Origin of the sequence: Bauldia sp. (assembly GCF_965232525.1) — a bacterium.
Classification (GTDB): domain Bacteria; phylum Pseudomonadota; class Alphaproteobacteria; order Rhizobiales; family Kaistiaceae; genus Bauldia.
In genome coordinates, this window is sequence record NZ_OZ246980.1 from 2,470,108 (window position 1) to 2,494,620 (window position 24,513).

At 62.3% G+C, this 24,513-nt stretch carries 28 protein-coding genes and 1 pseudogene; 11 read left to right on the forward strand and 18 right to left on the reverse strand.

Features of this window, described 5'->3' with window-relative positions; genetic code table 11:
• Position 1 precedes the first annotated feature (1 nt).
• Complete coding sequence (locus ACO076_RS11675; protein WP_421723005.1) at positions 2-1,189, forward strand: cyclic nucleotide-gated ion channel; 1,188 nt, start codon at positions 2-4, stop codon at positions 1,187-1,189.
• 54 nt (positions 1,190-1,243) lie between these two features.
• Positions 1,244-2,983, forward strand: a complete 1,740-nt coding sequence (locus tag ACO076_RS11680) for a cation:proton antiporter (protein ID WP_421723006.1) — start codon at positions 1,244-1,246, stop codon at positions 2,981-2,983.
• Here the strand turns inward: ACO076_RS11680 and ACO076_RS11685 are convergent.
• From ACO076_RS11685 to ACO076_RS11710, 6 genes are all read right to left on the reverse strand, one after another.
• Entirely contained in the window at positions 2,980-3,687 is a 708-nt protein-coding gene (locus ACO076_RS11685) for a hypothetical protein (RefSeq protein ID WP_421723007.1), read from the reverse strand. The two genes, ACO076_RS11680 and ACO076_RS11685, sit on opposite strands and share 4 nt — an antisense overlap.
• 15 nt (positions 3,688-3,702) lie before the next feature.
• Positions 3,703-4,920, reverse strand: coding sequence for an NADP-dependent isocitrate dehydrogenase (locus ACO076_RS11690; RefSeq protein WP_421723008.1), 1,218 nt, complete (start codon positions 4,918-4,920; stop codon positions 3,703-3,705).
• 193 nt (positions 4,921-5,113) lie between these two features.
• Entirely contained in the window at positions 5,114-5,647 is a 534-nt protein-coding gene (locus ACO076_RS11695; protein WP_421723009.1) for a dihydrofolate reductase family protein, read from the reverse strand.
• 168 nt (positions 5,648-5,815) lie between these two features.
• Positions 5,816-5,977, reverse strand: a complete 162-nt coding sequence (locus tag ACO076_RS11700) for a hypothetical protein (RefSeq protein ID WP_421723010.1) — start codon at positions 5,975-5,977, stop codon at positions 5,816-5,818.
• 36 nt (positions 5,978-6,013) lie between these two features.
• Entirely contained in the window at positions 6,014-6,376 is a 363-nt protein-coding gene (locus tag ACO076_RS11705; RefSeq protein ID WP_421723011.1) for a carboxymuconolactone decarboxylase family protein, read from the reverse strand.
• A gap of 103 nt (positions 6,377-6,479) precedes the next feature.
• Entirely contained in the window at positions 6,480-7,091 is a 612-nt protein-coding gene (locus ACO076_RS11710; RefSeq protein ID WP_421723012.1) for an HdeD family acid-resistance protein, read from the reverse strand.
• A gap of 237 nt (positions 7,092-7,328) precedes the next feature.
• Here ACO076_RS11710 and ACO076_RS11715 point away from each other — a divergent pair, with 237 nt between their 5' ends.
• The 3 genes from ACO076_RS11715 to chrA all read left to right on the forward strand — a co-directional run bounded on the left by ACO076_RS11715 (position 7,329) and on the right by chrA (position 10,371).
• Complete coding sequence (locus ACO076_RS11715; RefSeq protein ID WP_421723013.1) at positions 7,329-8,066, forward strand: RNA methyltransferase; 738 nt, start codon at positions 7,329-7,331, stop codon at positions 8,064-8,066.
• Positions 8,063-8,875: a glutamate racemase gene (murI, locus tag ACO076_RS11720; RefSeq protein WP_421723014.1), complete on the forward strand. Its 813-nt coding sequence runs from the start codon at positions 8,063-8,065 to the stop codon at positions 8,873-8,875. Before ACO076_RS11715 ends, murI begins: the two co-directional genes overlap by 4 nt.
• A gap of 167 nt (positions 8,876-9,042) precedes the next feature.
• The gene (gene chrA / locus ACO076_RS11725) at positions 9,043-10,371 is read left to right on the forward strand and encodes a chromate efflux transporter (RefSeq protein WP_421723015.1); all 1,329 of its coding nucleotides are present in this window, start codon (positions 9,043-9,045) and stop codon (positions 10,369-10,371) included.
• Positions 10,372-10,390: 19 nt separating this feature from the next.
• On the opposite strand, the gene ACO076_RS11730 is transcribed toward chrA, so the two are convergent.
• Entirely contained in the window at positions 10,391-11,299 is a 909-nt protein-coding gene (locus ACO076_RS11730) for a hypothetical protein (protein ID WP_421723016.1), read from the reverse strand.
• Between the two features lie 263 nt (positions 11,300-11,562).
• On the opposite strand from ACO076_RS11730, the gene rpsD reads away from it, so the two are divergent.
• Complete coding sequence (gene rpsD / locus ACO076_RS11735; RefSeq protein WP_421723017.1) at positions 11,563-12,180, forward strand: 30S ribosomal protein S4; 618 nt, start codon at positions 11,563-11,565, stop codon at positions 12,178-12,180.
• A gap of 72 nt (positions 12,181-12,252) precedes the next feature.
• Here rpsD and grxD read toward each other — a convergent pair whose 3' ends face one another.
• The 6 genes from grxD to purQ form a co-directional block, all read right to left on the reverse strand.
• Positions 12,253-12,597: a Grx4 family monothiol glutaredoxin gene (gene grxD / locus ACO076_RS11740; protein ID WP_421723018.1), complete on the reverse strand. Its 345-nt coding sequence runs from the start codon at positions 12,595-12,597 to the stop codon at positions 12,253-12,255.
• Positions 12,598-12,742: 145 nt separating this feature from the next.
• Positions 12,743-13,375 (reverse strand): HAD family hydrolase, encoded by a 633-nt coding sequence (locus tag ACO076_RS11745; RefSeq protein ID WP_421723019.1) that lies wholly within the window; start codon positions 13,373-13,375, stop codon positions 12,743-12,745.
• Positions 13,376-13,387: 12 nt separating this feature from the next.
• On the reverse strand, positions 13,388-13,621 hold the full coding sequence (locus ACO076_RS11750) for a BolA family protein (protein ID WP_421723020.1): 234 nt from the start codon (positions 13,619-13,621) through the stop codon (positions 13,388-13,390).
• Between the two features lie 22 nt (positions 13,622-13,643).
• Positions 13,644-15,884: a phosphoribosylformylglycinamidine synthase subunit PurL gene (gene purL / locus ACO076_RS11755; RefSeq protein ID WP_421723021.1), complete on the reverse strand. Its 2,241-nt coding sequence runs from the start codon at positions 15,882-15,884 to the stop codon at positions 13,644-13,646.
• Positions 15,862-16,125, reverse strand: a complete 264-nt coding sequence (locus tag ACO076_RS11760) for a hypothetical protein (RefSeq protein WP_421723022.1) — start codon at positions 16,123-16,125, stop codon at positions 15,862-15,864. Before ACO076_RS11760 ends, purL begins: the two co-directional genes overlap by 23 nt.
• A 143-nt stretch (positions 16,126-16,268) precedes the next feature.
• Entirely contained in the window at positions 16,269-16,967 is a 699-nt protein-coding gene (gene purQ / locus ACO076_RS11765) for a phosphoribosylformylglycinamidine synthase subunit PurQ (protein ID WP_421726725.1), read from the reverse strand.
• 134 nt (positions 16,968-17,101) lie between these two features.
• Here purQ and ACO076_RS11770 point away from each other — a divergent pair.
• Positions 17,102-17,875, forward strand: a pseudogene (locus ACO076_RS11770) (D-alanyl-D-alanine carboxypeptidase family protein); the annotation flags it as partial.
• 329 nt (positions 17,876-18,204) lie between these two features.
• On the opposite strand, the gene purS reads toward ACO076_RS11770, so the two are convergent.
• Positions 18,205-18,450, reverse strand: coding sequence for a phosphoribosylformylglycinamidine synthase subunit PurS (gene purS / locus ACO076_RS11775; RefSeq protein WP_421723023.1), 246 nt, complete (start codon positions 18,448-18,450; stop codon positions 18,205-18,207).
• Between the two features lie 10 nt (positions 18,451-18,460).
• On the reverse strand, positions 18,461-19,225 hold the full coding sequence (purC, locus tag ACO076_RS11780) for a phosphoribosylaminoimidazolesuccinocarboxamide synthase (protein WP_421723024.1): 765 nt from the start codon (positions 19,223-19,225) through the stop codon (positions 18,461-18,463).
• Between the two features lie 278 nt (positions 19,226-19,503).
• Here purC and ACO076_RS11785 point away from each other — a divergent pair, with 278 nt between their 5' ends.
• The 3 genes from ACO076_RS11785 to ACO076_RS11795 are packed head-to-tail and all read left to right on the forward strand — an operon-like array spanning position 19,504 to position 21,076.
• On the forward strand, positions 19,504-19,827 hold the full coding sequence (locus ACO076_RS11785) for a DUF1476 domain-containing protein (protein WP_421723025.1): 324 nt from the start codon (positions 19,504-19,506) through the stop codon (positions 19,825-19,827).
• A 37-nt stretch (positions 19,828-19,864) separates the two neighbouring features.
• On the forward strand, positions 19,865-20,623 hold the full coding sequence (locus ACO076_RS11790; RefSeq protein ID WP_421723026.1) for an HpcH/HpaI aldolase family protein: 759 nt from the start codon (positions 19,865-19,867) through the stop codon (positions 20,621-20,623).
• A 30-nt stretch (positions 20,624-20,653) separates the two neighbouring features.
• Complete coding sequence (locus ACO076_RS11795; RefSeq protein ID WP_421723027.1) at positions 20,654-21,076, forward strand: YybH family protein; 423 nt, start codon at positions 20,654-20,656, stop codon at positions 21,074-21,076.
• A gap of 71 nt (positions 21,077-21,147) precedes the next feature.
• Here the strand turns inward: ACO076_RS11795 and ACO076_RS11800 are convergent, their stop codons facing one another.
• Both ACO076_RS11800 and purB read right to left on the reverse strand, forming a co-directional pair.
• The gene (locus ACO076_RS11800) at positions 21,148-21,681 is read right to left on the reverse strand and encodes a flavodoxin domain-containing protein (RefSeq protein WP_421723028.1); all 534 of its coding nucleotides are present in this window, start codon (positions 21,679-21,681) and stop codon (positions 21,148-21,150) included.
• A 93-nt stretch (positions 21,682-21,774) separates the two neighbouring features.
• Positions 21,775-23,085 carry an adenylosuccinate lyase gene (gene purB, locus ACO076_RS11805; RefSeq protein WP_421723029.1) on the reverse strand — a complete coding sequence of 437 codons (1,311 nt, stop codon included), beginning with the start codon at positions 23,083-23,085 and terminating at the stop codon, positions 21,775-21,777.
• Between the two features lie 152 nt (positions 23,086-23,237).
• On the opposite strand from purB, the gene ACO076_RS11810 reads away from it, so the two are divergent.
• Entirely contained in the window at positions 23,238-23,846 is a 609-nt protein-coding gene (locus ACO076_RS11810; protein ID WP_421723030.1) for an N-acetylmuramoyl-L-alanine amidase, read from the forward strand.
• 3 nt (positions 23,847-23,849) lie between these two features.
• On the opposite strand, the gene rpe is transcribed toward ACO076_RS11810, so the two are convergent.
• A complete protein-coding gene (gene rpe, locus ACO076_RS11815) occupies positions 23,850-24,503 on the reverse strand; it encodes a ribulose-phosphate 3-epimerase (protein ID WP_421723031.1) in 654 nt (217 codons plus the stop codon).
• Positions 24,504-24,513 lie beyond the last annotated feature (10 nt).

Consider the following 24,513-nt stretch of genomic DNA (forward strand, 5'->3'; position numbering starts at 1 on the left):
AGTGGCCGACCCCTCGCTCCGACGCCAGGTTTTCGAAGTCGTCGAAGGGGGTGCGCGCCAGGTTTTCCTGTCGCGTCTTTTCGCCTGCATTCTCATCACGCTGATACTGGTCAACGTCATCGCCGCGGTATTCGAGACCGTGCCGACGATGTCTTCGGCCTATCAGACGGCCTTCTGGTGGATCGAAGCGGTTTCGGTTCTGGCCTTCACCGTCGAGTATTTCGTTCGCCTTTGGATATGTGTTGAACACCCCCGCGCGCGCGATCTACCGGCCTGGCGGGCCCGTCTCAACTACATCTTCACGCCAGCGGCAATCATCGATCTGATCGCGATCGTGCCGTTTTTCGTGGTGCTCCTCGGCGGTGCTGACGTCCGCACCATGGTGCTGATCCGATTGATGCGTCTCTTCAAGCTCGGGCGATATTCGACCGGGTTCCAGTCCCTCTATGAAGCCATCCGCCGCGAGCGTCAGGCGCTATTGGCCAGCTTCCTCGTCCTCACATCGGTCGTGCTGATTTCGGCGTCGCTCGCCTATATCGCCGAACGTCGGGCTCAGCCCGAGGATTTTGGTACGATCCCCGACTCGATTTGGTGGGCGCTGGTGACGGTGACCACGGTCGGGTACGGCGAAACCGTGCCGGCGACCCTTGGCGGTCGAATCGTCGGGGGGCTGACCATGATCACCGGCATCCTGATGATTGCCTTGCCGGTTGCCATCATCGGCAGCTCATTTGCCGAGGTCGTGCGCCAGCGGAGTTTCGTCGTCACCTTTGGCCTCGTCGTTCGCATGCCGATCTTCGCGCATCTTGGCGCTCACGTCCTCCACGACCTGTTGCCCATGATTCGAGCCAAGGCCGTCGAACCCGGGACCGTCATTGCAGAATCCCAGGAAGGGGCTGAGGCCCTCTACGCGATCGCCGAAGGGGTCGTAGAACTTGATACGCCGCAAGGTCGTCGACGTCTCTCCGTGGGAGATTCGTTTGGCGCCAGCGCGGACAGCGAGACGCCGGCTCCGATCGAGGCCGCGTTTGCTCTAACACGGGTGAAACTCTTGGTGATCAGCCGGATCGATTTGATCCATCTGGTCGCGCGGCACCCCGATCTGGCTGATCGTCTCAGGCCGAGCTGGGACCAGCGCGCCGCGGAGCCTGACGACGCGACCGCGCAGACGACGACTGCCGCGTCCTGAGGATGGGTCAACCAACGTCGGTGTCGTGAGAGGCGAGGCGAACGACGGGCTGAGATGTTCGAGCACGAGGCAGCGCGAGAAATCCTGATCGTCCTCGGTACAGCCGGGGTCGTCGTTCCGCTTTTCGGCAAGCTCCGGTTTGGTGTCGTCCCGGGGTTCCTGTTAGCTGGTGTGTTGCTGGGGCCGGGAGGGCTCGGCCAGTTCGCCGGCGAAGCTCCCTGGCTCCATTGGGTCACGTTCTCAAATCCTGAGCGCGTTCAGCCCTTCGCGGAACTCGGCGTTCTCTTTCTTCTTTTCCTGATCGGACTGGAGTTCTCGTTCGACCGACTCTGGGCGATGCGACGGCATGTGCTCGGCGTCGGGTCCCTCCAGGTCTTGATTTCGGCGGCGGTGATCCTTGGGGTCGCGCTGGCAGTCGGCCTTGCGTGGCCGGGTGCGCTGGTCCTCGGCTTGGCACTGGCGTTGTCGTCGACAGCGATCGTTACGCAGGTCCTGATCGAGGCTCATCGGTTTGCCCTGCCGATCGGTCGGCTGGTCCTGTCCGTTCTGGTTTTCCAAGACCTGATGGTTGTGCCGATTGTCGTCATCGTCGGTTTTCTCGGTGGCGCGGCTGAGACCGAGTGGTCTGTCGGTAGTGCCGGGCTCGCCGTGTTGGCCGTGGCGGCGATTATCGTTGGTGGGCGGTATCTGCTGCGGCCGTTGGTCAAACTCACTGCGACAACGGGCAGCCGCGAACTGGTCGTCGCGATTGCTTTGTTCCTGGCGATCGGTACCGCGGTGTTGACGGCGGAGGTAGGGCTGTCGCCAGCGCTCGGCGCGTTCCTGGCCGGGCTGCTCCTCGGCGAGACGGAGTATCGTCACCAGATCGAGGTCGACATTGAACCGTTCAAGGGCCTCCTCCTCGGGTTGTTCTTCATGACCGTCGGGATGAGCCTCGATGTTGCGGCGATCACCATCGGCCCGCTAGCGTTCGTCGCGGTTGTCGTTGCGCTCGTGGTTGTCAAGGGCCTCGTGATGTTCGCGGTCGCGCGCGCCTTTCGGATCGAAACGGCGATCGCGGTGGAGGCGAGTTTCCTTCTCGCCAGCGCTGGGGAGTTTGCCTTCGTCGTCTTCACACTGGCGCGCAGCGGTGATCTGGTCGAGCCGGGATTACTCCAATTCCTGGTGTCGGTGTCGGCCCTCTCGATGATCATCATTCCGATCCTCGGCTCGATTGGTCGTCGCGCCGCCGCCGCTCTTGCCGATCGGAAGGATCGCCGCGACCACGCGGCGGGACCTGACGACGCGACCGAACTCGCCGACCATGTTGTCATCGGCGGGTTCGGCCGGGTCGGCGAAATCATCGCCCGGCTGCTCGCGGAGGAACGTATCCCTTGGATCGCCCTCGATCTTGACGCCAATCTGGTGGCCGAAGCCCACCGCTCCGGACTGCCGGTCTTCTATGGCGACGCAAGCCGGCGTGAGATCCTCGAAAGGGTCGGCGGCGCCCGCGCGCGGGCCTTCGTTGCGACGACCGACGTGCCGGGAGCGACCGAAGGCATGGTGTCCGCCATCCACGAAATCTGGCCGGCCGCGGTCATTCATGCCCGGGCCCGAGATACGAACCATGCGCACGCTCTGGTCGACCTCGGTGTCGCCGCGGTGACGCCCGAGACGTTGGAGGCGAGCCTTCAATTGGCGCGCAGTCTGCTGATGCAAATCGGGCTGCCCGAGGACGCGACCGACGCGCGATTGGCTGCCATTCGTGAGAGCGAGATTAGAAAGATGAACCGTCGAGCCGACGATCGAAGTTAGTCGCCATCGCGCAGCCAAACTCGCAGCGGTCCAGTTTGACGGAAACCGTGACGGCCGGATACGGCAAGGACATCACCGCGCTCGTATCCGACGACCGGTCTGCCGGGGGCAAATGCGCCGACGGCGGCGGCTGCCGCGCCATAGTCTGACTCTGGATCTTTGGCAGACGTGAAGAAGTTGGAAAGCCCTGTCGACTCTTCGGATCGGTTGGCTAGGCATCCCGCAACAACGCGATCACCGGCGAGCGACGCAAAGAAGCACAGGTGCGGATTCTCCAGCAGCGGATCAAGGAAAATACGCTGATCGGCCGGTGAGCCGTGCGCCCGCCAGGCAGCCTCCCAATCCGAAAGGTGGTCCGGGGTCGTTACTCTGAGCCAACTCGACCGGGCCACATCCTCAGGCGGCCGCCAGATCCATTGTGCCGAGAATAGCTGCCGAAATCCAATGGGCGCGAGGTCGAGCGTTGCGAAAGAGTCCTTGACGCTGATGACTTTGCCCGCTCGATCCGCGAGTTCCGCGATGACCACGCGCTGCGTCGCAAGGTCTCGTCGTGAAACGGTTATTGCGTTGGAGTAGTAAGGCGGCACCCGATCCGGGCATATCCAGACATCGCTCTTGACAGCCCCCACGGCACCGTGCGGGCGCAATACCGCCTCATAGAGATCGATGTTGTTCGCGACACAGGTCTCGGAATCTGGCGTCATCGCGGCGCCGCGCGATCACTTCGCGGCCATCGCCTTCTGCAGGTTCTCATCGACCTTGTCGAGGAAGCCCGTTGTCGACAACCACTTCTGGTCCGGGCCGACCAGCAGCGCCAGATCTTTGGTCATGTAGCCGGACTCGACCGTCTCGATGCAAACCCGCTCAAGCGTCTTGGCGAAGTCTGCCAGTTCGTCGTTGCCGTCGAGCTTGGCACGATGCAGCAGCCCGCGGGTCCATGCAAAGATCGAGGCAATCGAGTTCGTGGATGTCTCATTGCCCTTCTGGTGCTCGCGATAGTGGCGGGTGACTGTACCGTGCGCGGCTTCTGCCTCGACCGTCTCGCCGTCTGGCGTCATGAGTACAGACGTCATCAGCCCCAGCGAACCAAACCCCTGCGCAACCGTATCGGACTGCACGTCGCCGTCGTAGTTCTTGCAGGCCCACACATACCCGCCCGACCATTTCAGCGCAGCGGCGACCATGTCGTCGATCAAGCGGTGCTCGTAAGTGATGCCGGCTTCCTTGAACTTGTCGGCGAATTCGGCGTCGAAAATCTCCTGAAACAGATCCTTGAACCGGCCGTCATAGGCCTTGAGGATCGTGTTCTTGGTGGACAGGTAAACCGGATATTTGCGCGACAGGCCGTAGTTCATCGACGCGCGGGCGAAGTCGCGGATCGACTGGTCGAGGTTGTACATCGCCATGGCGATGCCGGAGCCGGGTGCGTCGAACACCTCGTGTTCGATCACCTCGCCATCGTCCCCTTCGAAGCGAACAGTGAGTTTGCCCTTGCCGGGAAATCGGAAATCGGTTGCGCGATATTGATCGCCGAATGCGTGACGGCCGACGATGATCGGCTGGGTCCAGCCTGGGACCAGTCGCGGCACGTTTTTGCAGATGATCGGCTCGCGGAAGATGACACCGCCGATGATGTTGCGGATCGTGCCGTTGGGTGATCGCCACATTTTTTTGAGGCCGAACTCCTCGACGCGTGCCTCGTCCGGCGTGATCGTCGCGCATTTGACACCGGCGCCGACAGACTTGATGGCTTCGGCCGCCTCGACGGTGATTTTGTCGTCGGAGTTGTCACGGCTCTCGATACCCAGGTCGAAGTAAATCAGTTCTACATCGAGGTAGGGGTGGATCAGCTTCTCTTTGATGAGCTGCCAGATGATCCGCGTCATCTCGTCCCCATCCATTTCGACGACGGGATTGGCGACCTTGATTTTAGGCATGAACGGGAGGCCTCGCTGGTATGGACGGGGGGAGGGCAGCCAATCGGGTGCCCAAAAAGACGCCGCCCTATACCATTCGGCCGTTTGCGAGGAAAGCCGCACCGCAGGTGTTACGGCGCGCGCCTAGGGTCGAATCAATCGACAGGCTGTCGGTCGGACTGCAGCGATGCCGGCCGTAGATGAGTTCCCTTACTCACTTCACGACACGAAGCTCCTGATAGGCGACGCCGTTGTCTTCCAGATCGGACGAAACTAGCTCGGTGTTCACGCCGCCTGTGTAGTCGCCGAACAACCTGGTGCCGTCGCCGAGCAGGATCGAGGCGCGTTTGAGGCGCAATATGTCGATCCTGCCAAGGGACATCAGCCAGCCGGCAAACACACCACCGCCGCAGAGATAGATCGGGCCATCCGCCGAACGTTGCAGTTCGTCGATCCGCCGGATGTCGTACCCTCGCACGACGGTAACGTCCGCACCGGACGGCAGTTCTATCGTTCGTGAGAAGACGAAACACGTCATGTGGGGATAGGGGTTGGCGCCCGGTGTCAGGCCATACCCGTAGCCGAACTCATAGGTCGCCCGCCCCATGATCACGCTTCGGTAGGTCTCCAGCCGTTCGAAGTAGCCGTCGACCGCGGAACCATTGTGAGGGAACTTTGAAATGTCAGCATCGGGACCGGCGATGAATCCATCAGCCGATACGGCAACGTCATAGATGATGGGTTGCACAAGAGTGCTCCAGAGATGAGAGGTAACCAGACGAGGCGATGCCTCGGCGAAAAAGTCTGGTTACTGGATCACTGGCAGAGCACTCCTTTGATCGATCCGATACGCGATCGATCGACCACGATCAAGTGCTGATCGGATCGGCGAGAGCCGCGCCTGGCACCCCGGTGCTTAGTAACCGATCATCCCGCGGATTGTAGGCAGAACGAACGCGGCGCCGATGCCGACGACCGCGCCGATGATAATCCTGACCCAGATACTGCCCAGAAAGGGCGCGGCGCCGGCAAGCGCTCCGCATACAGCGCCGTAGAACCCGATGGATGTAATGTCCATTCGCGTTTTCCTCCAGCGTCAACCGCCTGCCTTCCGCTACTCGGAAAGGCTTCTCACTTCAGCTTTGAAGTCGCTGAAATCGACCTGCATCCCATGAAGGAGCGTGCTCCAATACCGGGTGTAGCCGGCGATGGCGATCGCTTCCTTGATTTCCTCCTCGGTCGCACCCGCCGCCTTGGCCTTTTCCGTGTCGATCCAGATGCAGTAGTCGCACGGGATCTGAGCGCCGACCGCAAGCGAGATCAGGGCTTTGGTTTTGGCCGGCAGCGCTGTGTCCCCGCTGATATCGAGATCCTTCACCTGCTGCCAGGTGCTTGGCAGGGCGGCATCCGGCAGCTCTGAGAAGTAGCTCGGTACCTTGCCGAGTGTTTTCTCGATATCCGCGAGTGTGGCGGCCACAGAGTCCCGGTTGTCGTCTGCCGTCGCTCCGCTAGTCCAAGTCGCGAAGACAAACGCAGCAAGTAACAGCCTTGCCCATCTTCCCCGACCGCTCATAGTGCGTCTACTGGCCGGTGCCGGCGTCGCTCGCCGGAGTGGACGTATCGTGACCGCTGGTGTCTTGGGTTCGCCGGCCCGCCATAGAGATCAGGATATAGGTCCAGCCACTGAAGATAAGCGAAATGCCGGCGAGGGTTCCCAGCGTGAAAACGGTCGACGCCGGGAAGTAGAGCCAGATCAGCACGCCGATAACAACAGCGAGCAGCCCGGAGAAAACCATCCAGCCCCAACCGGCGTTCGGACGCATCTGAAAACCGAGGATCAACTGCATCACGCCCTTCGCCAGAAAGATCGCCGCTGCGACAATCGTCAGCGCCAGAGCGCCTTGAATCGGAAAGAGCCATATGACGACACCGCCGACGGTGATCACCAGTCCCATGATCAGCTGCCAGATGAAGCCGCCCCAGGATCGACTGCTCCAAGCCTGGACGATCTGAACCACGCCAACAAACGCCAGTGCGATGCCGACAATTGTTGTCACGGCAAGCGTAGCGATGAACGGCATGGCGATCGCGAAAACGCCGCCAATCAGGAACACGATTCCGAGCGCCAGATACCATCCCCAGTGTTTCTGGATATGCTCGGCTGCGTTGAGTGTGGCCGATGCGTCGCTCATGGCTCTTCTCCTTCGCCGCTTGGCTGCGTTACAGGATACCCGAATCGTTGATTCGTCTACAGATGGATGCTTTTCGCCACCTGTCTGCGGTCCGCGCACTTTCGCAGCAATGTGTGACAAGTGTAGCTAACAGGTGGTGAACAAACGGCCGATAGGTTTGGCCGGTTCGATCATCAGGAGTGCTCGACACAAGATATGACGAGGCGTGACGAGAACGGGCATCCTCCGGCGATTGTGATGGTTGCGCCGCAGCTCGGTGAAAACATTGGCACCGCCGCTCGCGCGATGGCTAACTTTGGCCTCCGCGACCTGCGATTGGTCAACCCGCGTGACGGATGGCCGAACGAGAAGGCGCGAGCGGCGGCAAGCGGGGCCAATCATGTGGTGGATGCCGCGAGGGTCTTTGGGTCCGTGCGCGAGGCCGTCGCCGACTTATGGTTTGTCTACGCGACAACGGCCCGGGCCCGGGAGGTGGCAAAGCCCGTCGTTGGACCGCATGACGCGGCGTTGCACCTGAGGGCGCTTGCCGATGGTGGGGCCCGCTCTGGTATTTTGTTCGGTCCCGAACGAACCGGTCTCAACAACGAGGATATCTCCCGCGCCGATGAGATCGTCACGTTCCCGGTCGACCCGGCGTTCTCGTCCCTGAATATCGCCCAGTCGGTACTCCTCGTTGGTTATGAATGGCGGCTGTCGGGTCTTGCCGCGGGCGAGGTCGGGCTGCCATTTGCGGTTGATCGACAGCCGGCGCCGAAGGCCGACCTCTATCGACTGTTCGACCATCTTGAGGCGGCGCTCGATACCGCCGGATTCTTCCGTCCGCCGGAGAAGCGGACCCACATGGTGGAGGCGCTGCGGGCCATGCTGCAGCGCGCCCAGTTCTCCGAGCAGGAGGTGAGAACGCTGCGTGGGGTCGTCGCGGCGCTGGAGGGACGCGCGACCAGGCCGCGGCCAGGGGAGACGAACGGCTCGTGACCTCGGTTCTCGTCTTTGATTCGGGAGTGGGCGGCCTTTCCGTCGCGCGCGAGATCCGGCTGGCTCGTCCGGATACCGAGATGATCTATGTCGCTGACGATGCCGGATTCCCGTACGGAGCGCTTGATGAGGCGGCGTTGGTCGATCGCGTCGTGGGCGTGATCGCCGGTCTCGTCGCGCGTTACGAACCCAGTGTCGTCGTTGTCGCCTGCAACACCGCCTCGACCCTGGTGCTGGGGCCTCTGCGCGAGCGTTTTTCCCTCCCGTTCGTTGGCACCGTTCCAGCGATCAAGCCGGCGGCGGAGCAAACGCGGACGGGCCTGGTCAGTGTGCTCGCCACGCCGGGAACCATTCGCCGCGACTATACCCGCGGTCTCATAGAGTCGTTTGCTGCCGCATGTCATGTACGGCTCGTCGGCTGTCCCGAACTGGCGGCGATTGCCGAAACCAGGATGCGCGGAAAGCGGGTCGACGAAGCTGCCGTAAAGGCTGAGATCGCTCCCGCCTTCGTCGACCAGGATGGTGCGCGAACGGATGTCGTCGTGCTCGCCTGTACACACTATCCCTTCATCGCCGCCGAACTTGCGCAACTGGCGCCATGGCCGGTGCGATGGATCGATCCTGCATCGGCAATCGCCCGTCGGGTTGTTGCGGTGTCGCGCGCCGGCGGCGAAGGCGGTGGGGTTGCTCTGCGTGTGTCTGGCGCGTCGTGGCACCCTAGGCTCGAGCCATTTCTAGAAAACATCGGCTTAGTTCCGCAGGTCACTGAACCGCTCACCACGATGGCTCCGGAACAAGCAGGACAATGAGTGCGGCGGAGATCATCGACAGCGACATGAAGGCTTTGATCTCGCTGTTTTGAGACAGCGGCAACGAAAATCGGGTAGGCATCGCGGCCGCACCCCGGTCGTCGACCGTCGCGAATGTGTAACAATCCTCCGGTTCAAGCGACTGGTCTGGCTTTTGAGGCATCACTTTGAACGACACGATTGCGACGGCGCCTCAGGAGCCGAAACTTCATACGCCGTCTTTCGCGGAAGCGACCAAGGTCTGGGCGACCATCGGTTTGCTCTCCTTCGGCGGTCCGGCCGGGCAGATCGGCCTCATGCATCGGATTCTGGTCGACGAGCGGAAGTGGGTGTCGGAACCGCGTTTTCTCCACGCCTTGAACTTCTGCATGCTGCTGCCGGGACCGGAGGCACAGCAGTTGGCCACCTACATCGGCTGGCTCCTCCATGGCGTCCGCGGCGGGTTGGTCGCAGGTCTCTTTTTCATCCTGCCGGGGTTGGTGGTCATCCTGGCCCTGTCGACCGCTTATGCGTTGTTTCAGGACACGAGTTGGCTCGCCAGCTTGTTCTTCGGGCTAAAGGCGGCTGTACTCGCGATTGTCATCGATGCCGTCATCCGGATCGGGCGACGCGCCCTGAAGGGCACACTCGCGATTGCGTTGGCGACCGCCGCCTTCGCGGCAATCTTTGTGTTCCAGGTTCCTTTTCCGTTGATCGTTCTCGTGGCTGCCATCGTCGGTTTTTGGACCGCCGGTCGTCAGGCAGAGACAAAGGACGAAGAGCGAACGCCTAGCGAACCGACGCCGAGCCGCCGTCGGATCGTTCTGCCGCTGGCGACATGGCTGCCCTTGTGGTTTGCCCCCGTCGCGATCGCTGGTTTGATTCTCGGGCCAGATAGCGTTTTCGTCGAACTCGGCCTTTTTTTCAGTTGGCTCGCCGTCGTGACGTTCGGTGGCGCCTACGCGGTTCTCGCTTATGTCGCCGATGCGGCGGTCACGTCCTTTGGGTGGCTGAACCCCGGCCAGATGCTTGATGGGCTGGCAATGGCCGAAACGACGCCGGGACCGCTAATCCTGGTTCTGACTTTCGTCGGGTTCCTTGCGGCATACCAAGGTGCTGCCGATGCCCCGATCGCGGCGGGCCTCGTCGGTGGGCTGCTTACCACCTGGGTGACGTTCGCCCCGTGCTTTTTATGGATCTTCCTCGGCGCACCCTACATCGAGCGGCTGCGTGGCAATGCGAGGCTCGCTGGAGCACTATCCGCCGTCACGGCGGCGGTTGTCGGCGTTATTCTTAATCTCGCGCTGTGGTTTGGCCTTCACGTCGTCTTCGCCGACGTCGAGACCCTCGACCTCGGCTTGGCCCATCCTGCTTGGCCGGTTTGGGCGACAGTGGATGGCTGGGCGATCGCGCTGATGGCGGCCGCGCTGATTGCGCTGTTCGCTCTACGTCTGGGCGTCATCGCGACGCTCGGAATCTGCGCGGCGCTTGGCGTGGCGGTTCAGACCTTGACTTGAAACCGCGCCACCTGGCTCATCACGCAAACAACTCGGCCGCGGTGAACGTATCGTTGTCGAACGTGAATAGCTCGACATTGGTGACATCGATGATGGTCTTGTCACCGTCGCTGATGCGATCGTAGGGGCCGATTGGGGACGGACCGAAAGTAAAGTCGGTAGAATCGCCGGACAGGATCAGTCGATCGGCATCGCCGCTACCGCCGTCGACGAAGCCGGTGCCGCTGTGCAGATCAAGCGTATCGTTGTCCTCTCCAGCAAAGATCAGCGCGTCCTTGATGCCGGCTGAGGCGCCGCGAGCAAATACGAAGTCCTCGCCGTCACCCAAGATCAGCTTGGTAGTGTCGAGCCCTTCAGAGGTCTGGAGCGACGGATCGCCGGATGCCTTGGGTTTAGCGACACCTGCGCCGATCGCGTTGACGGTATCGTTGCCACCACCGGAATCGATGACCGCGTTCTTTATGCCGTCGCCGTAGGCCGCCTTCAGGTTCTTGCCCTTGATGGTAACCTGTCCGGTGATGGTGTCGGCGTCATCTCCCGTGACGATGCTCGGATCGCGGGTTTCCAGAGGCTCGTCGCTGGATTCATAAATGCCGGCGAGGTCAGTGACTTTGCTTTTCTTGCCCGCCTTGACGGAGACAACGCCGGTGATGGTGTCGTTGCCGCCGCGGGTCTCGATCTGCGGATCGCCGGAGTTGCTCAACAAGATTCCGAAAACGTCGTCGACCTTGCTTTTTTTGCCGACCTTGATGGTGACCTGTCCAAGGGCTAGATCAGCTAAGTCGCCGCTGTCGATATGGGGCTGAAGCCCACTGATGCCCTCGTAGACGGTCTTCTTGCCATCTTCGAGCGACACGATTCCCTTGACGATGACTTGAGAGCCCGATCCGCCGGAGAGCGGCCCGCTCGTCCCAAAGAGATAGCTCATGGCCATTCCTACCTTTGTTATCGCCCTAGTATAACAACGTTGCCGAACATTATATGTGATGCCGTTCGCAACGTTGTGCCGTTTGACACAGCACCGCCGCCCAGCTATGACGCGGCGGTTTCGCCGGCCGGAGGCCGGCGTTGCGTTTCCTGCGACCCGCGACCGTTTCGAGGTGCTTGCCTCGGGCTGTCTGTCGGCCGCCCCCGGAGAACCGGGTGTGGCAGAGGAGGGCGCCTAACCCTGATATGGAAAGGGATTAAGCGATGTCCAAGCGTGCTTCTGCGAAGTATAAGATCGACCGCCGTATGGGCCAGAATATCTGGGGGCGCCCGAAGAGCCCGGTCAACCGACGCGAATACGGGCCCGGCCAGCATGGCCAGCGGCGCAAAGGCAAACTTTCCGACTTCGGTATTCAGCTTCGCGCTAAGCAGAAGCTGAAGGGCTATTACGGTAACATTTCCGAGAAGCAGTTCAACAACATCTACAAGGAAGCGGTCCGCCGCCCCGGCGATACGTCGGAGCATCTGGTGGGTCTGCTGGAAAGCCGTCTCGACGCGATCATCTACCGCGCCAAGTTCGTGCCGACGGTTTTCGCGGCGCGCCAGTTCATCAACCACGGCCATGTCCGAGTGAACGGCAAACGGGTCAACGTACCAAGCTTCCGCTGCAAGCCGGGCGACCTGGTATCGGTTAGGGATTCGTCAAAGGACTTGGCGCTGGTTCTGGAGGCAACGCAGCTCGCCGAGCGCGATGTGCCCGAGTACATCGACGTCGACCACGGCAAGATGACCGCGACATTCACGCGCGTTCCGGTGTTCGCCGAGATTCCGTACGCGGTTCAGATGGAACCGAATCTGGTCGTCGAGTTCTATTCGCGCTGAGGCGCGGTTCCTGGCGGAAAACAAAAGGCCGCCCCTTGGCGGCCTTTTTCTGTTGCGGGTTCGGTTTGCGGGTTAGGCTGGCTGCGCCGGGGCCGCGGTCGCAATGCCTTTTTCGCTGAACGCGCTTTGCAACTCGCCCGCCTGGAACATCTCGCGGACGATGTCGCAGCCCCCGATGAATTCGCCCTTGACGTAGAGCTGCGGGATGGTTGGCCACTCCGAGAATTGCTTCACGCCCTCCCGGATATCCATGTTTTCCAGGACGTTGATGCCTTTGTAGTCGACGCCGAGATAATCGAGAATCTGGACCACCTGGCTTGAGAATCCGCATTGCGGAAAGGTGGGAGTTCCTTTCATGAAGAGGAGAACGTCGTTGGACTTCACCTCGTTCTCGATCCAGGTTTGAACATCGCTCATGATGCGTCCATTCCGTTGCGACGCGGGCCAGCTGGTGCCGCGTTGAGAGTTTCACTACGTCGGTACCAAGATAGTCCTGACCCGTTCCCGTTTCCAGATGCGATCTGCGGCACTGTTTGGCTCTCCCCTACGGAGCGGCTGCATCTCAGTGCAGTCGATCGGCCATCCAGGCGGCCTTGGCTAAATCCTCGGCATCATTGAAGACGAAGGCCTCCCAGCCTCGCGCTCGCGCGGCGTCTACCACCGCTGGATCATCGTCAAAGTGGATTGGCGGTTCGTCCAGGTGACCCAGTCGTCTCTCAATTGCCGTGAAGAACTGAGGATCGGGCTTAACCGAGCCGAGTCGGGCGGAGAAGAAGATGTCGTCGAACAGGTGTTGAAGCCCGAGTGTGTTCCACAGATAGAGCGCGCGGAGCGGTTCTTGGTTGGTGGCGATATAGAGGTTCGCTGCGCCACCGAGCCGCAAACGCTTGATTCGGGCAAGAAGGGGATAGTTCAACTGACTGTCGCGGTTCAACCAGTACGCGAGGACTGTCATTGGCGAGCCCTGATACCCGATGGTCTCGAGTGCCCCTTCCAGAGCTGAAACGATGGACATCTTGCCGGTGAGGACTTCGCTCTTGAAGATCGGTTCGATGAAAGCCTCGAAGAACAGCTTCTGATCGACACCCAGGTCTTCTTGGAGAAAATCATCCCAGCGCCGGCGCCGCTCGGGGTTCGTGTGCCAGCCGTGGATGAGCACGCCGTCGACATCGAAAAGCACCGCGCGCCGACCCATCGTGAGCCAGACCTATTCCGGGACGCTGGTTTGCAGCGCCAGTGCGTGCAGTGCGTCGCCCATGTTGCCCTTGAGCGCGTTGTAGACCATCTGATGTTGCTGGACGCGGCTCTTGCCGCGGAACGATTCCGACACGACCTCGGCGGCATAATGGTCACCGTCCCCGGCAAGGTCGCGGATCACCACCGTCGCGTCCGGCAGGGCCGCCTTGATCAAGTCTTCGATTTCGCGAGCCTGCATTGCCATGGTCGGTATGCACTCCTAGCGATCAGTCCAAAGCGGCGCCCATATAGGACGGAAACCAATCTTCGTGCGCCGCGCGCAACTTGGCAACTGAAATGGAGTAGGCGTCACCGAGTTTCAAACTGTCGCCGCCGGTGATTCCGATCTGCACAACTGATAGGCCAGCATCTTTCGCGGCGGATTCGATGGCTGGCATGTCGTTGCGGGTTGCTGAAACGACGTAGCGACCCTGGTCCTCACCGAACCAGGAAGCGAGCCGCGGACCCGGCGGTGAATCGAGGATGGCACCAATTCCCGATGCCATTGCCATCTCTGCCAGCGCTACGGCCAAGCCGCCGTCCGAAAGGTCATGGCAGGCAGTCACTCGCCCTTTCCGGATCAGGTTGCGGACGAAATCGCCAGTTCTCCGTTCGTGGGCAAGGTCAACGGGCGGCGGGGGGCCTTCCTCAAAACCGAGGACATCGCGTAGATACGCTGATTGGCCGAGATGGGTGCCCCATTCCGGCGGCGCACCGATCAGCAGGATGATGTCGTCGTCTTGTGCGAAAGCGATGCCGATCGCGGCCTCGACCTCATCGAGGAGCCCGACGCCACCGATCGTCGGTGTCGGCGGGATCGCCACGCCGTTGGTTTCGTTATAGAGCGAGACATTGCCCGATACGACCGGGAAGGCGAGCGCTTGGCAGGCGGCGCCGATGCCGCGGATCGCGTCGACGAACTGCCCCATAATGTCGGGGCGCTCGGGATTGCCGAAATTGAGATTGTCGGTGACCGCGAGCGGTTCAGCGCCTGATGCGGTGAGGTTACGCCAGCACTCCGCCACCGCCTGTTTGCCGCCTTCGAACGGGTCCGCGGCGCAATAACGCGGCGTGACGTCGACGGAAAACGCAAGGCCCTTCCCGGTACCCGGTATGCGGACCACGGCAGCGTCGCTGCCCGGGCAAACGATCGTATTCCCTTGGATCAGATAGTCGTATTGCTCCCAGACCCAGCGGCGCGAGCACATGTTCGGCGCTCTCAGGATTTGCAGCAACGCTTCGGCGTAGCTCTTTGGTTCCGGTACGATTTCACCGATGGGGGCCGGCATCGGCGTTGCTTCGTAAGCGCGGTCATACTCTGGAGCCTCGTCGCCGAGATCCTTGATCGGCAAATCGGCCTCGACTGCGCCTTGGTGCAGGACTCGGAACCGGAGATCGTCGGTCGTCCGCCCAACGATCGCGAAGTCGAGGCCCCATTTGCGGAAGATCGACTCGGCGGTCTCTTGCATCTCGGGACGCAGCACCATGAGCATGCGCTCCTGGCTTTCCGACAGCATCATCTCGTAAGCGGACATTCCGGCTTCGCGACAGGGGACCTGGTCGAGGTCGAGCCCAATGCCGAGATCGCCCTTGGCGCCCATTTCAACGGCCGAGCAGGTCAGTCCGGCGGCGCCCATGTCCTGGATGGCGATCACTGCGCCCGTGCCCATCAGTTCAAGGCAGGCTTCCAGCAGCAGCTTCTCGGCGAACGGGTCCCCAACTTGAACGGTCGGGCGCTTCTCGTGAGACTCGTCGTCGAACTCGGCCGATGCCATCGAGGCACCGTGAATGCCGTCGCGACCGGTCTTGGAGCCCAGATAGACAACCGGCAGGCCGACGCCGGTAGCCTTGGAATAGAAGATGCCATCGGTGCGGGCGATGCCGGCGGCAAAGGCGTTGACCAGGATGTTGCCGTCATAACCGCGATGAAAGTTCACTTCGCCGCCGACGGTCGGGACCCCGAAGGAGTTGCCATAACCGCCGATCCCGGCGACGACGCCGGCGACCAGATGACGGGTTTTGGGATGATCCGGCGAGCCAAACCGCAGGGCGTTAAGCGCGGCGATCGGCCGGGCACCCATCGTGAAGACATCGCGCAGGATTCCGCCGACGCCGGTAGCCGCGCCCTGGTAAGGCTCGATGTAGGACGGGTGGTTATGGCTCTCCATCTTGAACACGACCGCTAGGCCGTCGCCGATGTCGACGACGCCGGCATTCTCGCCAGGACCCTGGATGACCCGCTCGCCGGTGGTCGGCAGGGTTTTCAGCCATTTCTTCGAGGATTTGTACGAGCAGTGCTCGTTCCACATTGCCGAGAAAATGCCGAGCTCGGTCAGCGTCGGTTCGCGGCCGATCAGCGCGAGAATTCGCTCGTATTCTTCGGGGGTTAGCCCATGTGCCGTGACAAGTTCCGGAGTGATCGCCGGGGCGACGGAAACCGCGGTATCAGCCACAGGCGGACCCGCCATCCATCCACCGGCGCAGGTCCGTGGCGATCCGGTCCCTCAGCGGCGTAGCTGCTAAGGGACCGTAAACATTGAGCTTTGGCTGGTTGCCGGCCATGCGGATCTCGATCACCAGGACCGGCAACTCATGCGGTGAGTTGCGGGGCACGATGAGGATGCGCGGGCCGCCGGCGGCGTTCGGCTCGGGCGAATAGACGTATTTGGCGAAGTCGCCGGAACCCCCGGAAAACCAGCAATTTTCCATGGAATTTCCGAGCTTTCGGGTGAATTCGTAGGCCGCCTGAGACGCCTGGGCGAGGGCCGGAATCGGCGCCAAAACCACCAGCGCGCAGAGGCCAAAAACGGCTGCGACGCCCCTACGACGCCGATTCCGACATTTGCGACACGTCATGCGACAGCCTCCAGACATTGCGCGACGCCCTCAAACAGCGGGCGTCCATCGCGACACCCCTGCAGCGGCTCGATCAGATTCTCCGGATGCGGCATCATGCCCAGAACGCGCCGTCGCGGGTCGAGGATACCGGCGATGTTGTCCACGGAGCCGTTCGGGTTGGCTTCCTTGGATGGATTACCGGCAGCGTCGACGTAGCGGAAAGCGATCCGATCTTCACCGCGAAGGATGGCGAGGGTTTCGTCTCCACAGCGGTAATTGCCGTCGCCGTGGGCGATCGGACATCGGATGATCGCGCGCTTCGGGTAGGCGCGGGTGAACGGCGACTCGGGTGTCTCCACCCGCAGGTGCACTTCCCGGCAGATGAACTTGAGGCTGGCGTTCCGCATCAACGCGCCGGGGAGCAGGCCGGCCTCGCAGAGGATCTGGAAGCCGTTGCAGATGCCGAGCACCGGGACACCGGCGCGGGCGCGCTCACCGACCGCCGCGATCACCGGCGCGCGGGCAGCGATGGCCCCAGCCCGCAGATAGTCGCCATAGGAGAAGCCGCCGGGAAGCACGATTAGGTCGGCGGGGGGCAGACTGGTGTTCGTATACCAGACCATAGCCGGCGGCCGCCCGGTGATCGTCTTGAGCGCATACGCCATGTCGCGCTCGCGGTTGGAGCCGGGGAAGACGATGACGACCGATCTCATGGTCATGGCAATAGCCGATTCTGGCGATTTCGGAAGGGGCGAAAATGCGACGCGAATTTGATAAGGTAAAGGATCGAACCTGAGGGCGGGGCTGTCCTTTGCGTCTTCTTGCGCATGTCTTGGCGATTGTCGGATTGGGGTTGGGGCTGGTGGGTACCGCCGGCCATGACGCCGCCGCGGCACCCAAAGCCGCCATCGTCGTCGATGCCAAGTCCGGCAAGGTGCTCTACGCCGATCAGCCGGATGCCAAGCGTCATCCTGCCTCACTCACCAAGATGATGACGCTGTATATGCTGTTCGGCACGATCAACAACGGTCGGTTGAACACCAGGACCGAGATCACGATGTCGGCCCATTGCGCGGCGAAGCCGCCGAGCAAGTTGGGCTTGAGGGCCGGCGACACGATCAAGGCCCGCGACGCCATCCTCGCCCTGGTCATCAAGTCGGCCAACGACGTTGCCTGCGCGGTGGGTGAGCACATCAGTGGGAGCGAGGGTGCCTTCGCCGAGGCGATGACCGCCCGCGCCCGGCGATTGGGCATGACGAGCACGGTATTCCGCAACGCATCGGGGCTCCCCGACCCGGCCCAGGTGACCACGGCGCGGGACATGGCCATTCTCGGGCAGGCGCTCCAGGACGATTTCCCGCGCAGTTTTCGGTACTTCGATACCAAGACCTTCCGGTGGAAGGGCAGGACCTATCGAAACCACAATCGGCTGCTTGGCCGGGTCAACGGTGTCAACGGTATCAAGACCGGCTACACCAGGGCCTCGGGGTACAACCTGGTCTGCTCAGCCGAGCGCGGCCGGCAGGAGATCATCGCGGTCGTTCTTGGCGGCAATACCGGCAAAGCGCGAGACGCGCGCATGACGGAACTCATCGAGGAATATCTGCCGCCCGCTCGCAGACGAGGCCTGTTCGGCTGGCGACGGCGGTAGCGCAACGGCAACCGCGATCCGCGAAGGGGCGGTCTGTTTTCCAGGCATCATACGTAGCGCCACGACACGACGGCGTCGGGGCCTCATGTCGGTGGGCCCTCCAGAGTCGGATCACCGGGTTCGCACGCCAGAGCGGTTCCAGGCGAAAGCCCGTCCCCAACCTGATCGGGGATGGATACCGGTTCGCCGTCCGGAAGCGTGACGAAACAAAGACTTAGAGCCGTTGAGCGATGTGAGAAAAAAGCGCACGGCTCTGGCAGACGGGCCGACGCGCAGTCCTATGGGTTATTAGCCGCGAATCAGCCGGCAATCAGGTCGATCCGATAGTCCTCGATCACCGTGTTGGCGAGCAGCCGCTCGCACATGTCGCGAAGCTGGGCCTCCGCACGGGCCTTGTCCGTCTCGACGATCTCCAGATCGAAGACCTTGCCCTGGCGAACGCCGTTCACGCCGGCGAAGCCAAGCGAGCCGAGCGCCCCTTCGATCGCCTTGCCCTGCGGGTCGAGCACGCCGTTCTTCAAGGTGACGGTCACCCGCGCCTTCATTGCCCGGAGCTCACTGAACGAGAACTGGGCCGGTACCCTTGGGACGCTCCTGCTCGACCAGAATCCCGAGACGCCGGGCCACCTCCGAATAGGCCTCCAGAAGCCCGCCCATGTCGCGGCGGAAGCGGTCCTTGTCTAGCTTGTCCTGGGTACGCGCATCCCACAGTCGGCACGAGTCCGGGGAGATCTCGTCGGCGACCACGATCCGCATCATGTCGTTTTCCCAAAGCCGGCCGCACTCCATCTTGAAATCGACAAGCTGGATGCCGGCGCCGAGAAAAAGTCCAGCAAGGAAATCGTTGACCCGGATGGCAAGCGCCATGATGTCATCGATTTCCTGCGGATTGGCCCACCCGAAAGCAGTGATGTGCTCTTCGGTCACCATCGGGTCGTCGAGCTCGTCGTTCTTGTAGTAAAACTCAATGATCGAGCGGGGAAGGGCGGTTCCCTCCTCGATACCAAGCCGTTTCGACAACGATCCGGCGGCGACATTGCGGACAACAACTTCGAGCGGAATGATCTCGACTTCACGAATGAGCTGTTCGCGCATGTTCAGCCGCTTGATGAAGTGAGTCGGAATGCCCATGCGGTTGAGGTGATTGAAGATATACTCGGAGATGCGGTTGTTCAGCACTCCCTTGCCGTCAACCACTTCGTGCTTCTTCTTGTTGAACGCGGTGGCGTCGTCCTTGAAGAACTGGACGAGCGTGCCGGGCTCCGGTCCCTCGAACAGGATTTTGGCTTTGCCTTCGTAGATGCGCCGTCGCCGATTCATTGGGACATACCGTGGGTTTGCGACCTTCCGCCAAGGTCATGTTGCAGGGGATCGTTCGTCCGGTTGTTCTGCAAAAACGCTTTCACATCAACAACCTAAGACCGACTCGCAGATCGCCGGCCATCTATCGCGGGTGACCATATTCGATCGGCGGCAGTTGCACAATCGTCGCCCGGATCGCCGATCGCCGCGTCGATTGGCGACGTTGATTTGGGCCGATACGCGGGATATGCAACCTCTGGGACGGGCGTTATCAGCCGATCGAGGAGACTCCAGGAATGACCACGTTCGACAAGCGGGAAGACGCTTACGAAGCAAAATTCGCGCGCGATGAGGAACTGCGGTTCAAGGCGGAAGCGCGCCGAAACAAGCTTCTCGGGCTGTGGGCGGCTGAGAAACTTGGCAAATCCGGCGAAGATGCCGAAGCCTACGCGAAGGAAGTGGTCGCGGCGAACTTCGAGGAAGCCGGAGACGAAGATGTCTTCCGCAAGGTGCGCGGCGACTTCGATGCCGCCGGGGTCGATCAGTCCGACCACCAGATCCGGCGGACAATGACCGATCTCCTGGGTACGGCCATTGCCCAGATCGAGGCCGGCGACTAGGTCGACCCGCACCACAACAACATAAGGGGGCGGCGCGATGATGACGCTTGCCGAGACGCTACGCGCCGGGAAGACGGTCTATTCGGGCTGGATCGCGACGCCTGAACCACTGATCGCGGAAATCGCCGCCCGCCAGGGGTTCGACTGCGTCAGCATGGATATGCAGCACGGGCTGCAGGACCCGATTTCGGTGATGCGATCGATCGGCGGCGTTGTCCACGCCGGCAAGCCCGCCGGCGTCCGTATCCCGGTCGGCGATTTTGCCATGGCGAGCCGCGCCCTCGACATGGGCGCCGAACTGATCATCGCACCGATGATCAACACGATCGCCGACGCCGAGGCGTTGGTCGCGGCGACCAAATATCCGCCGATCGGCGAGCGGAGCTGGGGACCGGCGCGGTCGATGATGGTGCACGGCAACGATCCGGCGAACCAGCTCGCAACCGGCAACGACACCTCGGTCACGCTCGCCATGGTGGAGACCAAGGAAGCCGTCGACATCGTCGACGACATCCTGGCGATCAAGGGTATCGACGGCGTGTTCATGGGACCGTCGGACCTGTCGGTCGCCCTCTCCGATGGCAAGGAACTCGCTCCCGGGGCTGACTGGCTCGATCAGCCGATCGCCCACATCGCGGAGCGCACACGGGCGGCCGGCAAGATTGCCGCGGCGTTTGCTTTCAACGCCGATCGGGCCAAGCGGTTTGCGGGTTTCGGCTATCAGTTCATCGCGATGGGACCGGATGCCGTCTATATCGCCAGCGGAATCAAGACTCTGCTGGACGGGCTTCGCTGACGCCTGTTCGAAGTCCCAAGGGAGGACATCATGGCCGACGACCCGACCGTTCACGCTGCCGTGGACGCGTGGATCGCCGCTCTCAACGCGATGCTGAACGGCGACGCTGCGCCGTTCGCCGAGGTGTACTCCCACGCCGATGATGCGTCGTACATGAGCGCGGAAGGCACGTTTCGCGTCGGCTGGTCGGCGATCGAGGCGGACTGGAAGGCGCAGGCCGAAAAGGCACTCGGTGGCAATGTCCGCTACAGCGATCTCCACACAGTCGTCGACGGTGACATGGCGGTCGCTCAGTATCGTCTTGCGACCAGCGTTACAGGACCGGACGGCAAGACGTCCGACGTCGCCATCCGCGAGACCAACGTCTTCCGAAAGGAAGACGGTAGGTGGAAGATGATCGCCCATCAGGCGGACGATTTCACACTGTGGGAGCAAGTCGTCGATCGGTCGTAGCCGGACGGCGTCAACTTACGACGTGAAACGCGATCGGGTGCTCTAGCGGTCGGTTGTTTCGAGGCTGAGCGTCAGCCGGCGGCGCGGGTGGGCGTGTCGTCGCTCTTGGTCAGCGCCTCGGCGATTCCATCCGCCCACACGTCGATTTCGTCCCAATCGCGGAAGTCGCCATACTGACCGCCGAGGCCGGCGAAGATGGTGCGAACCACAAACGGCAATTTGTCCTCGAAGATGGCGCCGGCGAAGAAGACCGAGTCGCGCGGATGGATCACGGCGCTCAACTCCTCCGCTTCCTTGGCACTCGGCCACTCGATCTTGCCCATCACGCCGCGCTGGGCCGACAGCCGCCCGACCGTGTAGAGCCAGACCGGCAAGGTCGCGAGTTTGCCGCGGTTCTTGCGGGCGAACTCGACGGCGTTCTCCATCCACGATCCGGAATAGACCGCGCTACCGATCACGGCCGCGTCGTAGGCGGTGACGTCGACCTCGCGGTCGAGGCGACGAATCTCGATCTCCAAGCCCTTGTCGACAAGGCGCGCCGCGATTCGCTCGGCGATCTCCTGAGTGGACCCGTACTTGCTGGCGTAGCCGATCAGAATTTTCATGATGCCGCAGCATAGACCAACAATGTGGCAATGTCGTTGATCAGGCTCAATCGGCAATGGCGCTTCACGCCGCCTCTTCGGTTCGAGTGCCGCTCAGCCGTCGATGCCGAACACCCGGTGGAAGATGTCGTCGACGTGTTTCAGATGGTAGCCGAGGTCGAACAAGGCGACGAGATCGGCCTCGGACAGCGCGGCGGCGACCTCGGGATCGCTCGTCAAACTGGCGAGGAAGTCGCCATCCTCTTCCCAGACCTTCATGGCGTTGCGCTGGACCAACGCGTAGGCGTCCTCGCGGCTGACGCCCGCCTGGGTGAGCGCGAGGAGGACGCGCTGGGAATGGACGAGGCCGCCGAGGCGATCAAGGTTGGCCTGCATCGCTTCCGGATAGACCACCAGCTTCTCGATCATCCCGGCGAGGCGGACGAGGGCGAAATCGAGGCCGATGGTGGCGTCGGGGCCGATCACCCGCTCGACCGAGGAGTGGGAGATGTCGCGCTCATGCCAGAGCGCCACGTTCTCCAGCGCCGGCGTCACGGCGGCGCGCACCAGCCGGGCGAGGCCTGTGAGGTTTTCCGACAGCACCGGGTTGCGCTTGTGGGGCATCGCCGACGAGCCCTTCTGGCCGGCAGAGAAGAATTCCTCGACCTCGCGCACCTCGGTGCGCTGCAGGTGGCGGACCTCGGTGGCGACCCGCTCGACCGACGACGCGATCACCCCGAGGGTGGCGAAGTACATGGCGTGGCGGTCGCGGGGGATGACCTGGGTCGAGATAGGCTCCGGATGCAGGCCCAGGGCGCGGGCGACATGCCTCTCGACCCGCGGATCGACATTAGCAAAGGTGCCGACCGCACCGGAAAGCGCTGCTGTGGCGACTTCCTCGCGGGCGGCATGGAGCCGGCGGCGGGCACGGACGAACTCCGCGTATGCCTGGGCGAGTTTCAGGCCGAAAGTGGTGGGTTCGGCGTGGATGGCGTGGCTGCGGCCGATGCACACGGTCATCTTGTACTCGTGCGCCCGTGCCTTCAGGGCGGCCAGCAGGCGGTCGACATCGGCGGTGAGGAGATCGGCGGCGCGGACCAATTGCACGCTGAAGCAGGTGTCGAGGATGTCGGACGAGGTCAGCCCCTGATGAACGAAGCGAGCGTCAGGGCCGACCAGTTCGGCAAGGTGGGTGAGGAAGGCGATGACGTCGTGCTTGGTCTCGCGCTCGATCGCGTCGATGCGGTCGATGTCGAACACCGCCGCTTCGCCACGCTCGCGCACGGTCTGCGCGGCCTCCGCCGGAACCGTGCCGATTTCGGCCATGGCGTCGAGGGCGGCGGCCTCGATCTCGAACCAGATGCGGAACTTCTGCTCCGGCGACCAAATCGCCGCCATCTCGGGGCGGGTGTAGCGGGGGATCATGTGACCGTATGTTTCCTATTGCCGCCGGAAAGTCTCTCAGAGGGCGTCGAATTGCAACATCGGCGGGAAACTCGAAACTTGGTTGTGTCGTGTTGAGTATGCTTCTCTAAAGTTGTATTTTCCCTGAGTGATAAACTTATGGGGGAAATAGTATGGCCTACTCTTTGAGAGATCACTTCCTGCACGACGATGATGATCCTGTTCAGTTCATCGAAACGCCCAATCAGAGCAGCGGAATCACGCCCACATATCTGATCATGCATTACACTGCCGGTACCAGCCTAAGCGGTGCCACCAGTTGGTTCGCCAACCCCGAAGCGCGGGCGTCGGCACACCTGACGATCGACAAGGACGGCAAGGTCGTTCAGATGGTTCGTTTCAACCGAAAGGCCTGGCATGCAGGTCGCAGCGCATGGGCCGGATTGTCGAGCCTCAACGCGCATTCGATCGGGATCGAACTGGTCAACGCCGGAAAGCTCCGACGGCGAGGGGACGGCAAGTGGGTCAACTGGGCGAACAACGCTATCCCGAACAATCGCGTGGCCGAGGCGACCCACAAGGACGAAACCTCATCAGCCGGCTGGGAACTCTTCCCGGACAAGCAGGTCGAAACGGCCATTGAAATAGCGATTGCCCTCCGCGACCGCTACAACTTCGTGGATGTCCTTGGCCACGATGACGTTTCGCCGGGGCGTAAGGTCGATCCGGGTCCGCTCTTCCCGATGATCAGCTTCAAGTCGCGGGTGCTGGGGCGGGAATAGGGATCATCGTTCTGCCGCCTCGCGCAGTTCGGTGATGGATCGGGCGTAATCGCCGGAGAAGATGGCCGAGCCGGCCACCAGGACATCTGCGCCGGCCGCGATGAGGTCGCCGGCGTTGGTCGCCGAGACGCCGCCGTCGACTTCGATATGGATCGGACGGTCGGCGATCAGGGTCTTCACGGCCGCGACCTTATCGACGGCGTGTGGAACGAAAGCCTGCCCGCCGAAGCCGGGGTTGACGCTCATCACCAGTACCAGATCGATCAGGTCGAGGACATGGGCGATGGCGTCGAGCGGCGTCGCCGGGTTGAGGGCGACGCCCGCGCTGCGGTCGAGATCGCGGATGGTCTGGAGCGCGCGGTGGAGATGCGGGCCGGCCTCGGGGTGGATGGTGAGCCGGTCGGCGCCGGCCTCGGCGAAGGCGGCGAGGTAGGGGTCAACCGGGGCGATCATCAGATGGACGTCGAACGGCTTGGCCGTAAACGGGCGCATCGCGGCAACGACGTTGGGGCCGAAGGTCAGGTTCGGCACGAAGTGGCCATCCATGACGTCGACATGGATCCAGTCGGCGCCGGCGGCGTCGATCGCACGCACTTCCTCGCCGAGCCGGGCGGCGTCGGCGGCGAGAATCGATGGGGCGATCAAGGGGGTAGCCATGGCTTCCCTC

Coding starts and splice junctions, on each gene's coding strand:
- ACO076_RS11810 (WP_421723030.1), top strand. CDS start 23,238: ATGGCCTACTCTTTGAGAGATCACTTCCTGCACGACGATGATGATCCT.
- purB (WP_421723029.1), bottom strand. CDS start 23,085: ATGATCCCCCGCTACACCCGCCCCGAGATGGCGGCGATTTGGTCGCCG.
- ACO076_RS11750 (WP_421723020.1), bottom strand. CDS start 13,621: ATGGCAATGCAGGCTCGCGAAATCGAAGACTTGATCAAGGCGGCCCTG.
- ACO076_RS11785 (WP_421723025.1), top strand. CDS start 19,504: ATGACCACGTTCGACAAGCGGGAAGACGCTTACGAAGCAAAATTCGCG.
- ACO076_RS11745 (WP_421723019.1), bottom strand. CDS start 13,375: ATGGGTCGGCGCGCGGTGCTTTTCGATGTCGACGGCGTGCTCATCCAC.
- grxD (WP_421723018.1), bottom strand. CDS start 12,597: ATGAGCGATGTTCAAACCTGGATCGAGAACGAGGTGAAGTCCAACGAC.
- purL (WP_421723021.1), bottom strand. CDS start 15,884: ATGGCGGGTCCGCCTGTGGCTGATACCGCGGTTTCCGTCGCCCCGGCG.
- ACO076_RS11700 (WP_421723010.1), bottom strand. CDS start 5,977: ATGGACATTACATCCATCGGGTTCTACGGCGCTGTATGCGGAGCGCTT.
- purS (WP_421723023.1), bottom strand. CDS start 18,450: ATGAAGGCGCGGGTGACCGTCACCTTGAAGAACGGCGTGCTCGACCCG.
- ACO076_RS11685 (WP_421723007.1), bottom strand. CDS start 3,687: ATGACGCCAGATTCCGAGACCTGTGTCGCGAACAACATCGATCTCTAT.
- ACO076_RS11730 (WP_421723016.1), bottom strand. CDS start 11,299: ATGAGCTATCTCTTTGGGACGAGCGGGCCGCTCTCCGGCGGATCGGGC.
- purC (WP_421723024.1), bottom strand. CDS start 19,225: ATGAATCGGCGACGGCGCATCTACGAAGGCAAAGCCAAAATCCTGTTC.
- purQ (WP_421726725.1), bottom strand. CDS start 16,967: ATGAGATCGGTCGTCATCGTCTTCCCCGGCTCCAACCGCGAGCGCGAC.
- ACO076_RS11710 (WP_421723012.1), bottom strand. CDS start 7,091: ATGAGCGACGCATCGGCCACACTCAACGCAGCCGAGCATATCCAGAAA.
- ACO076_RS11690 (WP_421723008.1), bottom strand. CDS start 4,920: ATGCCTAAAATCAAGGTCGCCAATCCCGTCGTCGAAATGGATGGGGAC.
- rpsD (WP_421723017.1), top strand. CDS start 11,563: ATGTCCAAGCGTGCTTCTGCGAAGTATAAGATCGACCGCCGTATGGGC.
- ACO076_RS11715 (WP_421723013.1), top strand. CDS start 7,329: ATGGTTGCGCCGCAGCTCGGTGAAAACATTGGCACCGCCGCTCGCGCG.
- ACO076_RS11680 (WP_421723006.1), top strand. CDS start 1,244: ATGTTCGAGCACGAGGCAGCGCGAGAAATCCTGATCGTCCTCGGTACA.
- ACO076_RS11795 (WP_421723027.1), top strand. CDS start 20,654: ATGGCCGACGACCCGACCGTTCACGCTGCCGTGGACGCGTGGATCGCC.
- rpe (WP_421723031.1), bottom strand. CDS start 24,503: ATGGCTACCCCCTTGATCGCCCCATCGATTCTCGCCGCCGACGCCGCC.
- ACO076_RS11800 (WP_421723028.1), bottom strand. CDS start 21,681: ATGAAAATTCTGATCGGCTACGCCAGCAAGTACGGGTCCACTCAGGAG.
- ACO076_RS11790 (WP_421723026.1), top strand. CDS start 19,865: ATGATGACGCTTGCCGAGACGCTACGCGCCGGGAAGACGGTCTATTCG.
- ACO076_RS11760 (WP_421723022.1), bottom strand. CDS start 16,125: ATGGAAAATTGCTGGTTTTCCGGGGGTTCCGGCGACTTCGCCAAATAC.